The following is a 12707-nucleotide window of genomic DNA, read 5'->3' on the forward strand; positions in this document are numbered from 1 at the left end:
TTCGTTTTAGTATTCGAGGTCCAGCGCGTCGAGGACGCTTTTCGCCCGGTTGCTCGGTTCGTAGCCGGTAATGAACGCCCGGTGTCGCGCAGCATCCCAGGGGACCGAGTCGCCGTCCGCCGGCGCCGGGAGCGACAAGTCGATAACGGTGTCCCCAGCAGCGTCCGTATCCCGGAGGAACCAGTGTGCGCCCGTCCCGTCGGCGGACACTTCGCCCCAGTCGAGCCGGTAGACGTCGAAGCGGTCCGTCCCACCCTTCGCGTGGAAGTACGCCTCGGCCAGGACGTAGCAGCTTTCTCTGACCGGGTTCGAGTGGTTGCGATAGTCCTCGTGGCGGACCTCCGGATGGTCTCGGACGTAATCGCGGATCCGCTCCGCAGTAGCATCCGGTTCGACGAAGATCTCGGTCATGGGTCAGTCAGCCTCCTGGCCCTCGGCAAGCGAGTCCGTGATGCGGTCGAGCGACTCTGTGACCTCGCTATGGTTCTCTTCGACCTGTTCTTCGAGATGGTCGACCTGTTTCGCGAGGTTGTTGATCGACTCAAGCGCCCCTGGGTTGGTCGGGTCGTCATCGTCCCCGGTCAACCGCAACGTATGTGTTTCGAGGACATCCTCAGTCCGGTCGAGGCGGTCGCCGTGCTGCTGGACCGTTTTCTCGACAGAGTCGAGCCGGTCCGCATTCTCTGTCGACCGGCCTTTGTTGGTTTTGATGTGCTTCCGGAGCCGGCGGGCGGCCTCAACTGCAGCTGCAACTGGCCCGATGATCACGAAGCCGACGAAGTTCCCGAGCCCGTCGATCAGTGCATCGACGAGCCCGTTCATCGGGATCGCCTCCCAGTCCAGTAGCCACAGAGCAGCGCTCCGGCCGCGTACCATGGTTCGCGCCGGATCGTCCGCCGCGCGATCGGCGACCACGTCAGCGCCAGCCCGAGTGCCGCACCGAGCACGCCCGCGTGGACCTCGTTAAACGTCACAGTGTGCGATCCAGCGGAGACGAGTGGCTCGTCCCCCTCGCGCAGTCGGTCGTCGAGGGTCTCGGGTTGAGTCATCGATCAGAATGTCCGCGCCGAGAGTCGAACTCGGCCCGCGCTTGGCAGAGCGTGTGTCCCCTCCAAGGAATAACATGACAACAACGGAAACGCGGCCAGCCTGGACGGACTCGGTCCGACTCCGAACACTGCGACGCAAACGACCGCCTGTGTAGCGAAGCCGCAGTGCTCGGAGTCAGGTCAGGGTGGGGAACGCAGGACCCTCGGCGTGTCCCAAGGGGACAGCGGCGTCATCGGGGGGAGATTCATCGGGGAGAGATATCTGACGGTGGTGCAACCACGGACGAGGCGTCGATGTCGACGGTGACAGCGGTGTGGCCTTGTGCGTTGAACGACGGCCGCCAGTCGATGTCCGTGATGATGCCCGGGGCCTCGCGGCCGGCCACGTCGACAGCGACGCGCTGGCCGACGACGAGTCCCGCCGCCCCAGGGATGACTGAAGATGGGCTGTCGATGCTCATGCGTGGCGAACACCCAGTTTGACGGCGCGGGCGAATATCTCGCTGTCGAGGCCCTGGAGGTCAGAGCGACTCTTCAACTTTCGAACAGTGTGCCGAACGACCTCCGCATCGACAGCTATCCCCTGCTCCCGGAGTCGCTCAACGAGCGGGCGGGCTCGGGAGAGCATTTCCCGGCGACTGAGTGTGTCGTCGGGAGCCCAACCATTCGGGCTACTGCAGTCCGGGCAGACGGACGCGTCGTTCATCCGTGCGTGGCAGTTCGAACAGACGCGTCCGTTCCGGTGGATGTGATGGTCATAGATGTCGACCGGAGACAACTGGCGGAAGAGTCGGTCGACGGTGTCCCACGTGAGCTCTTGAACGACATCGGAGATAAGCACGCCATCCGCGCCGTCCGCAAGCCGCGGGCGATCGCTGCGCCCCTCCCAAGTCGGGTGGCAGTACTTGCACAACGTGACGAGGTTGTCGACGTAGTGAGCGTCGGTTTGGTTGTCGAACTCCCGAACTGGAGTGACGTGATGTACATGTAAGTCTTCAGAGGAACCGCAGTCCTGACACCGCCGGTTGTCTCTCGCGAGCGCCGATTTTCGGGCGAGTCGCCACCGCTCACCCGAGTATGCCCCAGTAGTCATACTCATGTTTGGTACGTGTCCTTTCGGTAAGAAGCCATGCAAACCATGGTGAAAGTAGTCACGCAGACCCGTACAGTGATCGCCCGATCGCTTGTTCGAGGTCGCCCGATTCCCGAACGCCGTCGAACAGCGCTTCGAGGCTGGGCGCGTGAGCGATTGCCTCATCCTGATAGAGCGTGGCGAGACACCGGAGCAGGTTCAGGAGAACCGCGCCCCCTTCAACCGATTCGAGAGTTCGGTCCCGGCCCCGGAGGTCGATCGCCCCACACTGACAGCCCCACGACCGCCTGGTTTTCTGGCGTGCCGGCGACTCGTGGCGCTCCGATGGGCGGATGTCCTCGCCAAACACGGTCGCGTCGGTTGAGTACTGATAGCCGGCGAACGTCTCCCGGATCGTTTTCGGGACGCCGATGTCACGGAGCTGGTCGTCATCGGGACGGGCGACCGTCTTAACCTGGCGGAAGCACGTTGAGCAAAACCGATGGTCGTTCTGGATCTGCGCGAGGGCGTTGTTGCCCTTGTCTTTGTGGTAGCACGCCCGCGAGCAGTACGATCCCTTCACGCTCGCGTGAGGCTGGAAGTGATCGTCGCATTGTCCACACTCAACGTTCTCTGGGGTGGGGGATGTTGCGGTAGTCATAGCTGGTGACAGCCGCCCGCTTCCAACGGACGACCACAAACAGTAGGCCGGCGAGTTGGCGACTCGCCGTGGTGAATTCCGTATCAAATTATACTCATACGTTACGTATAATATTTCGGGAAATGTCAGCGGTCTTCAGGTGGACGGAAGCTCATCCGAGGGCGGCCCGTCTCCGGACTCCAGCCGTTCACACGGTCGAGACGGCCGTCGTCGGCGAGGGCGTTGAGATGCTCCCGGATCGTCGACGGAGCCGCGTCGAGTTCCTCGTGGACGGTCGTCGTATGGACGCCGCCGTTGATATCCGTCTCGCCGGCGTTGAACAGCCGTGTGACTGCGTCGACGTAGTCCTGCTGCGACGGCGGCTGCGATGCGCTGGTGTCACCAGTCACGAGGACGCACCTCCAGTTTGTCACCAACTGACTGAACGAGTATGTCCGCGAGTCGGGCCGCAAAGTGCTCCTCGCAGTACCGCGACGCCGTCGGTGCCCCGGGGTGATCAGGGTCTAACGTGTCGCCGGGGAACCGGCTCGTGACTACTCGCCACTCCGAAGTTTCGTGACACGGGACGAGATCGCCGGTGGGTGGGTTAGGGTTGTCCCGGTGTTCACATTCCAGATCGCGCGTGCTTCGTTCGACGGTGTAGAACTTCTCACACTCGTGGCCGTCTCGGATGGGTTCGGCGTCGATGTCCCTCGAGGCGTGACCACAGCACAGCGGCTCTCCCGTGAGAGTGTGTTTGTGGGATGCCGGGCCACCACAGTGGACGCAGTCGGAGTTCGTTCGGACAGTCATGCCATCACCTCACCAGTCGCTGAAGTCGTTGAATTCGGGATATGGGACAAGGGAGAGTTATCCATCGTCGCGCACCTCCGCGAGCATCTGGTTGACGCGAGCGAGTTGGTCAGAGTCTTCGAGTTCCTCTGCGATGTGTTGGGCGAGACGTTTGAGATCCGGTTCGTTGCACAGAGTGAGACAAACGTGTCCGTCCTTGTCGCGCCACCGGAGCAGGTCGCCGTTCGACACGGCCGCCTGGATCGAGCTGTCGACATCGTCGTGAGAGTGCTGGCCCTGTGTGGCTTGCAGCAGTCGGATTGTCATCGGGCGCGCTCCCGGGAGTTGATTCGGCGAGGTTTGGTGCGCGACTGTCCGGAGGACGGCCTGGTAGCGGTCGCGGGACTCGCGACGGTGGTCTGTCTCGCTCATCGGGACCACCGTTGACCGCAGTAATGGTAGATGTGGTCGATATCGTCGGCCTTGTCGCGTCCGACGTGGAGGGCTGTCCCGCAGTCCGGACACGGCGGGGTGTCGCTATTCATCGCGACTCACCCCCGTCCCGGTCAGTTCCCGTGTGTAGTGAACGGTTGAACAGATCCTCTTTGACCGGTGGATTTTCGAACCGCTCTCTGCCGTCACTTCGAGGTTGAAATTTCCCGCACGTTTCACACAGGTCGCCGTACATCGAACGGCCAATGTCGCTCCTGAGCTTGTACGCGGTGTGACCGACCCAGTTGTGCCCAAAGATCAGGCACCAGATGGACGACCAGGTTCGTTCAGCCCCGCCCGAACACGCACGCTGGTCGTCGGTCATTGCGACTCACCTCCGTCGCGGTCCGCTTCCGTGTCTACTGACCACGAAATGATGCGAATTTCCAACTCATCATCATCCCATACAGCCGAATCTTCCTCGCTTTCCAGCGGAAGGAACCATATCGGTTCATCGAGTTCCTCGTGGCGACCGAGCCACAGGAACGGTTCGGGTCGTTCGATACCGTCCGCAGTCATAGCGAATCACCGTCGTGATGCTCGCGGTGGTCCTCGATCTCGTGAGTAACCACAACGCGCGTCAGCCCGACCTCGGAGTCGACAGGTCGGGACGGTTCCCAGTCACAGCCCGGGTACGGGCAGCGGTACGGGCCGTCCGTCATGCCGACTCACCATCCCGGTCAGTTTCCGTGTTTACAGCGCGCTCGTTTCCATCTCGTTCCTGTGGGTGGATCGGCCCGAGAACCTCCCAAATCTCGGCTTGAAGATACTCCGCATCGGTCCAGTATTCGTGTTCGCTCCGCCTGTACGCCTTCACTGCGTCGTAGTGTTCGGCACATCCAGACGCGGCTTCAAGGACGGGGGCGATTGCATCGCCGAGTTCGTCGAGCAGCACGAAGCCGATTTGGGCCGGGTCCTCGTCAACAGCAACTTCCGTGACGACGCCCCACTGCCACCCGTCGTATTCCAATACGGTCCCTCGCGTAACGCCGTCGGCGTGCGGGTGGTCCAACTGTCCAGTACCGCCCGAACACGTACGCGAGTCGTCGGTCATTGCGACTCACCTCCGATAGAACGCCGCTCTTCACGTGCCTCGCGGCGTTTCCTTCGCAGTTCATAGGAGTTTCTGAAGCATTTCGTACAGGGCTCCAGATCGTATTTCATGACTGCCTCCTCGGGAGAGTCAGCCTCGACGCGACCCCACAGAGAGCCAGTCGGGAGTCGCTGACCACACCTCGGGTGGTAGTCGTAGTCGTGCTTGTCGCCAGGCCATTCGCCACGTTCGTGGACGGTGCCAGACGACGAAAAGACGAACCGGCAGTCGTCGGGTTCGTGGATCGTGTCGCCGTTGCGTGCCGTTTTCGTCTTCGGCTCTGGACGACCACTGTCAGTCATCGGTATCACCCACCCGGTCGCCAAGCACGTCACGCACCAGCTCGGCCTGTTGGCCATCGATCGCTGCGACGCGAGACGCCGCCGTGTCGATCTCGGTGACGTCGCCGTCGGTCGCGACCGCCACGACGACGCGCTCCTGCGTGTGGCCGCCGGCGCTGTCGGTCCGGCGCTCGCGTTCGATGCCGGGCGTTGTGGTGCCGTCGGGGTGAGAGAGTTCGACGGCAGTAAGTTGGGGTCGGGACATCTACGTCACCCGGACCTCCTTGCCCGTTTTCGGCTCGTAGGCGTCGCCTTTCTGCTTCAGTTTCTCTATCTCGTGTTCGGCTTTCTCCCGGTCGAGCCCGACCGCTTCAAGCTGCTCGTACACATCCTCGTACGGGACGCCGCCACTCCCGCTGTCCTGCAGTTCGGTGATGACTGCCTTGACGTTCTTGACGCGGTCCTGCTGGGGCTTCGACGTGTTCGCCTCGACGATGTCGGCGTCGAAGTCGCCGTCCTCGTTCATCCCATAGTCCTGCAGCGATTCGCCGACCAGCCGCTTCGCGCGGTTGATATCCTCCTCTTCGATCCACTCCGAGAGACGGGCCCGAGCGCTCGCCTCGGCGATGCGGTGCATGTCTTGGAGTTTCCGCAGCGTAATCGGGACCGGCGCATCCTCGTCGTAGCCGTTGACGCCGCGCATCCGCACGTACGCGTCGCGGAGTTTGTTCCGATCGTCCTCGGTCCGGAAGCGCGGATCGGGGAGTTGCCGCACGTAGGCGACGAACTTCCGGAGAAGGTCGTGGTCGAGTGCGCGGGTATCGTCATCGACACCGGCATCCTCGCCAGCGCGCCGTGCTTTCGCGTCCTCCTTGGTCTCCAGGACGTGGTCGGCGCGCTCTCGGTCTGTCTCTTCGTCGGGTTTGTCCTGTAACTTGAAGATGAGCGCGAACCGAGAGAGCAGCGTCTCGCTCAGGTCGATCTGCTCGCTGTCAGCGACGTAGTCGTCCCAGCGGGAGTGTTTCGGGTTCCCGCCCGCGAACACCGATGTCTCCGCGGGGAGGGTGGCGTTTATCCCGGCCTTGTTCACGTCGACCCGCATATCGGCCATCGCACCGTGCATCGAGTCCTGGACATCCTCTCGGACCTTGTCGATCTCGTCGATGCACGCGAGGCCGTTGTTCGCCTGGACGAGCGCGCCCGCGTCGAGCGCCCATTCGCCGCCGGCGAAGTCGTCCTGTTTCGCCGTCGCAGTCATCCCGGCCTCGGTCGCGCCTTTCCCGTTCGCGAACACCGACCGCGGGGCGATCAGTTTCGCTTCGCGGAGCAGCGTCGATTTCCCGGTCGAGGCGTCCCCGATCAGCAGCATATGGAACACGCCGCGGACCTCACGGCCGGTGTCGAGTTCGGCGGTCGCCCCGCCGATCAGCATCAGGAAAATCGCCTCCTTGATCAGCTCGTATTTCTCGCCGGTCAGGTCGGGAGCGATGCTCGCGGTGACGGTCTCGAACAGCGGGCCGTGTTCACCGTCCGCGATCGCTTCGATCTTCCGCTTGTCGTCCGGAGTGATTTCGAGATCCTCGAAGTCGGTATCGCAGATTTCGATGTGGTGAGCCTCCAGGTAGGGTTTGAATCGCGAGGTTTTCGCGTTGTTCGACGACTCCTGTTTGAGACGGAGTCGGCCGGTGACATCGACGCGATCGCCGGCGGCGACGGCGTCGGTGATGTCGTCTTCAAGGGCAACATCGATCTTCGTTCCGTCGCCTCCAGCAGCGACCTCCGGTGGCTCGGCAAGTCGGAGCACTTGCGCGTCGACGAACTCCGACTGGTCGAAGTTGATCTGGAACGGGCCCTGTCGCTCACAGCCCTCGCACTCGTGGGGCTCTTGGAAGTCGTCGCCCGTCCCCGACTGTGGAACATGAGTGAGCGTCCCGCAGCGCTGGCACTCGAACGCCGCGACCTCGACCTTCGGGTCGACGTCCGTGGCCTTCTCGACCTGGCCCTCGACCGTGAGGTACGGTGCCGTGTTGTGGCGTTTCGTCGGCGAGAACCCGCCCGGGTAAAACGAGTCGGTCTCGTTGAGGTTACACACGCGGACGTGTGCCTGCCCGAGTTCGATATCGATCGGGAGATCGTACAGTCGCAGCGCCTCTTCGGCGCACTCCTGTAACTGCTCGGGTTTTGAGAGGTAGTCGTCCGCCAGGTCGGGATCGAACTGGTAAAGGTCGCCCCAGTCAACCACCAGAGACCGATCCTCGTTCGGGTAGTGTTGCGCAAGCGTTCGGATCTCTTTGTCGCAATAGCCCCGGAAGAACTCGTGAAACGCATCCACGAGCGCGGCCGTTTGAGCGTCTGTCGTTGCGGACATCACGCGATACACCTCCACCGGCCCGGTGTTGCGGAGGTGTGTAGTCTACACAACACCGAATGAACGGTGTTGCGGTCGTTTGATGCGAGCGATGCGAGCGATGTTCGAGCGTAGGTGTGACTAATCGACATTTGCTTTCTTCGGTTACGTCATGGGATTTTCTTCCAATCCAACCGTGCTTGTGTTCTGTCCGTTGTTGGCGGGGGGACCCCCCTCACGAGGTGTTGTGTAACCGCAACACCTCCGCAACACGTGTTCACTCGGACAACACCCCCTCGTGGATCCGAACGCCGGCGAGCGTCTCCGGCAACTCGGTCGGCGACTTGACGATCAGTCGGCTGTTCTTCGAGCTCGAGCGTGGCTCCTTCTGGAAGCGACAGCGATCGCTATCGTCGACCAACTCCTCTGCCTTCTTCATCACGGCGTAGGTGTTTGTCCGGTGGATGTCCTCGTCGGCCGCCTCGAGGACGTCCACGATCCGGCCAGCGTCGTACTCCTGGCGACCAACGCCGTTCGTGACGTTCGCCGCGTGTTTGAGCACGACTGCGGCCTGACGGTCGCGCTTGGCGGCAGTCTTCCGAGCGACATCCTGGTAGAACTCCGCCGCTCGGTTCATCTTATCAATCTGGTCGCGGAGTTCGACTACGCGTTGGCGCAACTCTTCGTTCTCGTCCTCCAGGTCGTTGACGCGGTCCACAGCCCGCTCTGCCGCTTCGACCGGGCCGCACTCGCTGGGGTCGATATCGTCGCCGGCGAAGCCGTAGATGAGCTTCCGGAACGCCATGTCGTCCGCGCCGTCTTCGTCGAGCGCGTTGTCGGCACGGCGGGCTTCGGCGTACTCATCGGTCACGCGCCGTCACCCCCGTCGGGGTCGTAGTGGATCTCCCCAACACCGGCGATCGCGAAGTCCGGACTCGCGACCAGCCCCTGGATCCGTTTTTTCAGCGTGTCCTCGGACCGGATGTCGGTGTGGCGGCGGTACAGTTTGCGGAGCCGCCCGACCGGGACGGCTTCGCCGGGGTCGAGGCGCTCGACGACAGCACTGTCGCGGTCGTCGAAGTCACGACCACCGCTGGCTGCGGCGTCGGTGGTTTCTTCGAGTTCGTCGACCCGCTGTTCGAGCTCGTCCACCTTCGACAGCGCTCGCTGGGCGACCTGCAGAGCGTCCCCGGGAGCGACGTCGGGACGGTCAGACATCGCGAACCACCTCGCCGTCGGCGGCGTGATCGTCGCAGACGGTGCGCTTCCCGTGGTCGGGGTGGTCGATGACGACGGCGGCCTCGTTGCTGCAACCGATCGTCCCGCAGAACGGTCCCGTCGAGATATCGACACTCATGCACCGATCACCCGCCTTGCAGAGTGCACTTTGCACTGAGTTCGTCGGCCTATCAGCACAGTCCGGCCGGTAGAAGCGGTGAGCCCCCGAATCATACGAGAGTTTATCCTGCTAAATGGACCGTTAATCTGGCGGATACTGGATACATATATGGGCTAAAGGCACCCTAATCTCTGTCTCTGGTACTACATACACGCATAAAATAATCCTCCGCTACGCTCGATTGCGCCCGATACAGGACAACAGGATCAGATTTGTCTCAATACGTAGATCTAGGTTGATTCTCTTAGAACCGTAAAATCGAGTTCGAATCGAGAGTGACGGGAACAGTTCCGAACTGGTACGGCACTGAGTCACCCTTGTCAGTTCTCCTGTTCAGGAAGGGGAGCAAAACCACTGGTCAAGGATACAATGATAGAGGGTTGTGGATGTCCCGCCCAGAAGAGATCGTCTCCAACAGGTCTGAATCGTAGTGTCGAACAGCGGTAGACGACAAGGAGACAAAAGGCGTACAGACAATCAACATGTGTCTGTATTCGCGGGTACGGGAATTCACGAAACGACAAACCGTGGTTCGACTGGGTGCTGCCTGGGGGTGAGCCGATATCTCAGACAGCGGTTGATACAGTCACTGAACACGTTAGTCTCGTTGTCCGCCTCCGGTCCGACATTCGATGCCGACAAGTACTCGAATTTGGTTTCTTTCTATGACGACTCTCGTTCGGAAGCACTGTGCGTCGTCCCCTGTACCGCAAAAGGACCAGCTAAACCGTATGTCGATATACTGAACGGCTTGGTCAGACGGCACAGATTCGGCAGTTGGACATCTACAACCCGCCAATTAAGTAACATTTTTCTCGGCAGTTCCTAGTTAGGCCCGTTTGAGAAGTGAGCAGTTCTTGGTTTAGGTATCTATGCCCACCCAAGAACTGTTCAGAGAGACGTAGGAGACGACGAATCTTGAATGGTGGGAGCGCGAGCGGACGGCGACGTTGACGAGACGCGAAGCGTCTCGTTCGCACACCAGAACGGGGAGCGCTCTGGGGGCGCTCGTCAGGGTGTTTGCCGTCCACCTCCACGCAACCGGATGTTCACTTTGGAATCCGTGACACAAAGCTATTTCTCGACGTGGAATTGTTTGGATCACATGGCACCGATCCGGCAGCTACGTTCCTCGCTGGACTCCGCGAGAAACACGATCTCTTAGATACCACGTTTCTTGTTGATTAATTCGGCTATCGGACTGCTCTTCCTCGATTAGGGTTGAACAGTCGGGGTAACTATACTGACCGAAACTGCATCGGGAATGGTTTCACACCCTCAAAATACGTCTCGACCGTTTTCATCACTCGTCGGTGGGCAGTCGGTTGAGCGCACGTGAGTAGATTGAACAGCACGTACATTACTACAACCATCAGAGACCGCATCAAACTCTCGACGAAAGAACGTCAGCTGAGCGGTGCTAAACTAGACTGTGACATCGACCAGAGAGTATTTAATTTGTGGTGGTGGTGGGTGTAAATATGGCGCCCGAGCGTACATCAGACTCAAATAACACTACACTTATTGATAACTTGGGGAAGGGATGGCAAGTTATTCCTGATCTTCACAAGAGAACATTCAAAATCGGCGTTGTGCTTTTATTAGGGAATACGATAATTGCCCTAATCGCACTTGTCCTATTGTACTTGATAGAACATACAGGATCGCTCAGTCACCTATTTTCAGCCTATATTGGTTTGGAAATGGGTGCCATGTTCCTAATTGTATTTGGTTTTTTTGGTTTCGTAGTGCTACTTTACAATAACAATCGGACTATCATCGCATCAATATTCCTTGTATTTTATGTTATGCTATTTGGGGGTTTTTATTGGGCAACATTCCAAGTGTACACCTTAGAGTTAGTTCCAGTACTTGTTGGATTAGCTTTCTCCCTTGTTTTAACCGGAGTCTCAGAACTGTATACTCGATCTTGACACACTATGACATACGTTATTGTTTATCGGCGCAGTATCGAGAGCATATTTGAGCGCTTCCGTGTCACGTTTTCTGTGGAGTTCTTCAGTGGCTAACCCACTCTCAGATACCGTGTAAGTTCGCCCTCAATTTGTCGAATATTCCTGTTGAACTGTAAGAATACGTAAGAAATAGGTTACCACTCCTTCAGCGTGAGTTTTCAGTTTCATTTGTAGCCTTAAAAGGGCGCGAAGTATGTGAGACGGCCGAACGCGTCCGAAGTACAGCGTGATCCGCGATTAGAGCGAGTCGGAACTTCGAAACGGCTTTATTAATTTAGGCTAACCTAAAAACATGTCCGTCGATAGTACGGTAGACGGGGCTCTGACACGTCGAGAAGCCGCGACGCGGGAAAGCCCGATCTACGACCGCATTCCGGCTGAAACGGAGAGACTGCATCGGTTTTCCAACAGTGACGCCCGAATGACTGAAGTCAAACCGCTCCGTGACTGCCAGCGGACAGCGAAACCAGCTATAGAGGAGAACTCGTCATGACGACCTCAGACACAGACTCGCAGCTAGCGACGGATCACGACGTGGTCGTCGTCGGCGGCGGGCCAGCCGGCTGTTCAGCGGGCGTGTTCACCGCACGGTACGGACTCGAGACGGCCATCTTCGACCGCGGTCGCTCCTCGATCAAGCAGTGTGCCTATCTGGAGAACTACCTCGGCTTCCCCGGCGGGATCGATATCGAGACGCTGTACGGACTGATGCACGACCACGCCGAGGACGCGGGCTGTGAACTCGTCTCCGACATGGTCGAAGCCGTCGAACGCTGCGACGACGGGTTTGCGGTCGAAACGCAGGACGGACGGCGCGTCACCGCCCGACGAGTCGTCGCAGCGACCCGGTACGACGGCGAGTACCTCCGACCGCTCGATGGCGACGCGATGTTCGAAACGTACGAGTACGACGGCGAGTCCCACGAGCAGTTCGACCGGTCGTACCCGGAGGCGGACGGGACGACGCCGGTCGACGGCCTCTACGTTGCGTCCCCGTCTGACGAGACGGATCACCAGACGATCATGGCCGCCGGCCGCGGCGCACGGGTCGGCCTGACGCTCGTGGAGGACCACCGGCGGGAGCGAGGCTATCCCGACGCGCTCGCTGCGGAGTACGATTGGATGCGTCGAGAAGCGGAACTCGACGACCGCGACCGCTGGCGCGAACTGTTCGACGACCGCTTGCCCGACGACCACGACCTTCCGGAGGAGCGACTCGCCGAACTACGGGAACGAGAGATCGACCGTCGGATCGACACGTATCTCCCTCGGTCCGAGATCAAACGCCGGACGGAGCAGGGTCACCGCCGTCTACTCGACCACATAGACGACGATCTCATCCTCGAAGCGGCGCGTGAGATCACCGCCGAGCGTCAGTCCGAGATGAACAAGTAGCCCATCGGCGAGTGGGTTCGGCCCTGGTTGCACCCTCGTGACGGAAACAGGCTCCGAATCAGCGGTGTGTCATAGCACTTTGATGCCCGTCGTCGAAAAAACGGATGGCAGCCGGGGTGAATCCGGGGGAGATATTCGGACCGGCGGGCGTTCGTTGTCCTCGTCACTGCG

General features: G+C 60.2%; 18 protein-coding genes and 1 pseudogene. 2 read left to right on the forward strand and 17 right to left on the reverse strand.

Annotation, left to right across the window (positions count from 1 at the left end; all coding sequences use genetic code 11):
• Window positions 1-6: 6 nt before the first annotated feature.
• The 17 genes from EYW42_RS11225 to EYW42_RS19840 all read right to left on the reverse strand — a co-directional run bounded on the left by EYW42_RS11225 (window position 7) and on the right by EYW42_RS19840 (window position 9123).
• The gene (locus EYW42_RS11225) at window positions 7-411 is read right to left on the reverse strand and encodes a hypothetical protein (protein WP_135535387.1); all 405 of its coding nucleotides are present in this window, start codon (window positions 409-411) and stop codon (window positions 7-9) included.
• A 3-nt stretch (window positions 412-414) separates the two neighbouring features.
• The gene (locus EYW42_RS11230) at window positions 415-822 is read right to left on the reverse strand and encodes a hypothetical protein (RefSeq protein WP_135535388.1); all 408 of its coding nucleotides are present in this window, start codon (window positions 820-822) and stop codon (window positions 415-417) included.
• Window positions 819-1049: a hypothetical protein gene (locus EYW42_RS11235; RefSeq protein WP_135535389.1), complete on the reverse strand. Its 231-nt coding sequence runs from the start codon at window positions 1047-1049 to the stop codon at window positions 819-821. Before EYW42_RS11235 ends, EYW42_RS11230 begins: the two co-directional genes overlap by 4 nt.
• A 245-nt stretch (window positions 1050-1294) precedes the next feature.
• Window positions 1295-1510: a hypothetical protein gene (locus tag EYW42_RS11240; RefSeq protein WP_135535390.1), complete on the reverse strand. Its 216-nt coding sequence runs from the start codon at window positions 1508-1510 to the stop codon at window positions 1295-1297.
• Window positions 1507-2148, reverse strand: coding sequence for an HNH endonuclease (locus EYW42_RS11245; RefSeq protein ID WP_161972942.1), 642 nt, complete (start codon window positions 2146-2148; stop codon window positions 1507-1509). The genes EYW42_RS11240 and EYW42_RS11245 overlap by 4 nt, the downstream gene beginning before the upstream one ends.
• Before the next feature lie 52 nt (window positions 2149-2200).
• On the reverse strand, window positions 2201-2782 hold the full coding sequence (locus EYW42_RS11250) for a hypothetical protein (protein WP_135535392.1): 582 nt from the start codon (window positions 2780-2782) through the stop codon (window positions 2201-2203).
• Window positions 2783-2907: 125 nt separating this feature from the next.
• A complete protein-coding gene (locus EYW42_RS11255; protein WP_135535393.1) occupies window positions 2908-3171 on the reverse strand; it encodes a hypothetical protein in 264 nt (87 codons plus the stop codon).
• Complete coding sequence (locus EYW42_RS20115; RefSeq protein ID WP_237561312.1) at window positions 3161-3574, reverse strand: hypothetical protein; 414 nt, start codon at window positions 3572-3574, stop codon at window positions 3161-3163. Before EYW42_RS20115 ends, EYW42_RS11255 begins: the two co-directional genes overlap by 11 nt.
• 57 nt (window positions 3575-3631) lie before the next feature.
• Window positions 3632-3985 (reverse strand): hypothetical protein, encoded by a 354-nt coding sequence (locus tag EYW42_RS11260; RefSeq protein ID WP_135535394.1) that lies wholly within the window; start codon window positions 3983-3985, stop codon window positions 3632-3634.
• A 381-nt stretch (window positions 3986-4366) separates the two neighbouring features.
• Window positions 4367-4564, reverse strand: a complete 198-nt coding sequence (locus tag EYW42_RS11265; RefSeq protein WP_135535395.1) for a hypothetical protein — start codon at window positions 4562-4564, stop codon at window positions 4367-4369.
• Window positions 4561-4707: a hypothetical protein gene (locus EYW42_RS19495; protein ID WP_161972943.1), complete on the reverse strand. Its 147-nt coding sequence runs from the start codon at window positions 4705-4707 to the stop codon at window positions 4561-4563. Before EYW42_RS19495 ends, EYW42_RS11265 begins: the two co-directional genes overlap by 4 nt.
• Window positions 4704-5099, reverse strand: coding sequence for a hypothetical protein (locus EYW42_RS11270; protein WP_135535396.1), 396 nt, complete (start codon window positions 5097-5099; stop codon window positions 4704-4706). The genes EYW42_RS19495 and EYW42_RS11270 overlap by 4 nt, the downstream gene beginning before the upstream one ends.
• Before the next feature lie 333 nt (window positions 5100-5432).
• Window positions 5433-5684 (reverse strand): hypothetical protein, encoded by a 252-nt coding sequence (locus EYW42_RS11275; RefSeq protein WP_135535397.1) that lies wholly within the window; start codon window positions 5682-5684, stop codon window positions 5433-5435.
• A complete protein-coding gene (locus EYW42_RS11280) occupies window positions 5685-7787 on the reverse strand; it encodes a minichromosome maintenance protein MCM (protein WP_135535398.1) in 2103 nt (700 codons plus the stop codon). It lies immediately after the preceding gene.
• A 256-nt stretch (window positions 7788-8043) separates the two neighbouring features.
• Window positions 8044-8637, reverse strand: coding sequence for a hypothetical protein (locus EYW42_RS11285; RefSeq protein WP_135535399.1), 594 nt, complete (start codon window positions 8635-8637; stop codon window positions 8044-8046).
• Window positions 8634-8984, reverse strand: coding sequence for a hypothetical protein (locus tag EYW42_RS11290; protein ID WP_135535400.1), 351 nt, complete (start codon window positions 8982-8984; stop codon window positions 8634-8636). Before EYW42_RS11290 ends, EYW42_RS11285 begins: the two co-directional genes overlap by 4 nt.
• On the reverse strand, window positions 8977-9123 hold the full coding sequence (locus EYW42_RS19840; RefSeq protein WP_202613881.1) for a hypothetical protein: 147 nt from the start codon (window positions 9121-9123) through the stop codon (window positions 8977-8979). Before EYW42_RS19840 ends, EYW42_RS11290 begins: the two co-directional genes overlap by 8 nt.
• Window positions 9124-10230: 1107 nt before the next feature.
• On the opposite strand from EYW42_RS19840, the pseudogene EYW42_RS11295 reads away from it, so the two are divergent.
• Together EYW42_RS11295 and EYW42_RS11300 are read left to right on the forward strand one after the other, a co-directional pair.
• A pseudogene (locus EYW42_RS11295) lies at window positions 10231-10589 on the forward strand (integrase core domain-containing protein); the annotation flags it as partial.
• A 1041-nt stretch (window positions 10590-11630) separates the two neighbouring features.
• The gene (locus EYW42_RS11300; RefSeq protein ID WP_135535401.1) at window positions 11631-12536 is read left to right on the forward strand and encodes an NAD(P)/FAD-dependent oxidoreductase; all 906 of its coding nucleotides are present in this window, start codon (window positions 11631-11633) and stop codon (window positions 12534-12536) included.
• The last annotated feature ends 171 nt before the right edge of the window (window positions 12537-12707 follow it).

It is taken from the genome of Halostella pelagica, from assembly GCF_004762015.1.
In the GTDB taxonomy this organism is placed as follows: Archaea; Halobacteriota; Halobacteria; order Halobacteriales; family Natronoarchaeaceae; genus Halostella; species Halostella pelagica.

Coding starts and splice junctions, on each gene's coding strand:
- EYW42_RS11225 (WP_135535387.1), bottom strand. CDS start 411: ATGACCGAGATCTTCGTCGAACCGGATGCTACTGCGGAGCGGATCCGC.
- EYW42_RS11230 (WP_135535388.1), bottom strand. CDS start 822: ATGAACGGGCTCGTCGATGCACTGATCGACGGGCTCGGGAACTTCGTC.
- EYW42_RS11235 (WP_135535389.1), bottom strand. CDS start 1,049: ATGACTCAACCCGAGACCCTCGACGACCGACTGCGCGAGGGGGACGAG.
- EYW42_RS11240 (WP_135535390.1), bottom strand. CDS start 1,510: ATGAGCATCGACAGCCCATCTTCAGTCATCCCTGGGGCGGCGGGACTC.
- EYW42_RS11245 (WP_161972942.1), bottom strand. CDS start 2,148: ATGAGTATGACTACTGGGGCATACTCGGGTGAGCGGTGGCGACTCGCC.
- EYW42_RS11250 (WP_135535392.1), bottom strand. CDS start 2,782: ATGACTACCGCAACATCCCCCACCCCAGAGAACGTTGAGTGTGGACAA.
- EYW42_RS20115 (WP_237561312.1), bottom strand. CDS start 3,574: ATGACTGTCCGAACGAACTCCGACTGCGTCCACTGTGGTGGCCCGGCA.
- EYW42_RS11260 (WP_135535394.1), bottom strand. CDS start 3,985: ATGAGCGAGACAGACCACCGTCGCGAGTCCCGCGACCGCTACCAGGCC.
- EYW42_RS11265 (WP_135535395.1), bottom strand. CDS start 4,564: ATGACTGCGGACGGTATCGAACGACCCGAACCGTTCCTGTGGCTCGGT.
- EYW42_RS19495 (WP_161972943.1), bottom strand. CDS start 4,707: ATGACGGACGGCCCGTACCGCTGCCCGTACCCGGGCTGTGACTGGGAA.
- EYW42_RS11270 (WP_135535396.1), bottom strand. CDS start 5,099: ATGACCGACGACTCGCGTACGTGTTCGGGCGGTACTGGACAGTTGGAC.
- EYW42_RS11275 (WP_135535397.1), bottom strand. CDS start 5,684: ATGTCCCGACCCCAACTTACTGCCGTCGAACTCTCTCACCCCGACGGC.
- EYW42_RS11280 (WP_135535398.1), bottom strand. CDS start 7,787: ATGTCCGCAACGACAGACGCTCAAACGGCCGCGCTCGTGGATGCGTTT.
- EYW42_RS11290 (WP_135535400.1), bottom strand. CDS start 8,984: ATGTCTGACCGTCCCGACGTCGCTCCCGGGGACGCTCTGCAGGTCGCC.
- EYW42_RS19840 (WP_202613881.1), bottom strand. CDS start 9,123: ATGAGTGTCGATATCTCGACGGGACCGTTCTGCGGGACGATCGGTTGC.
- EYW42_RS11300 (WP_135535401.1), top strand. CDS start 11,631: ATGACGACCTCAGACACAGACTCGCAGCTAGCGACGGATCACGACGTG.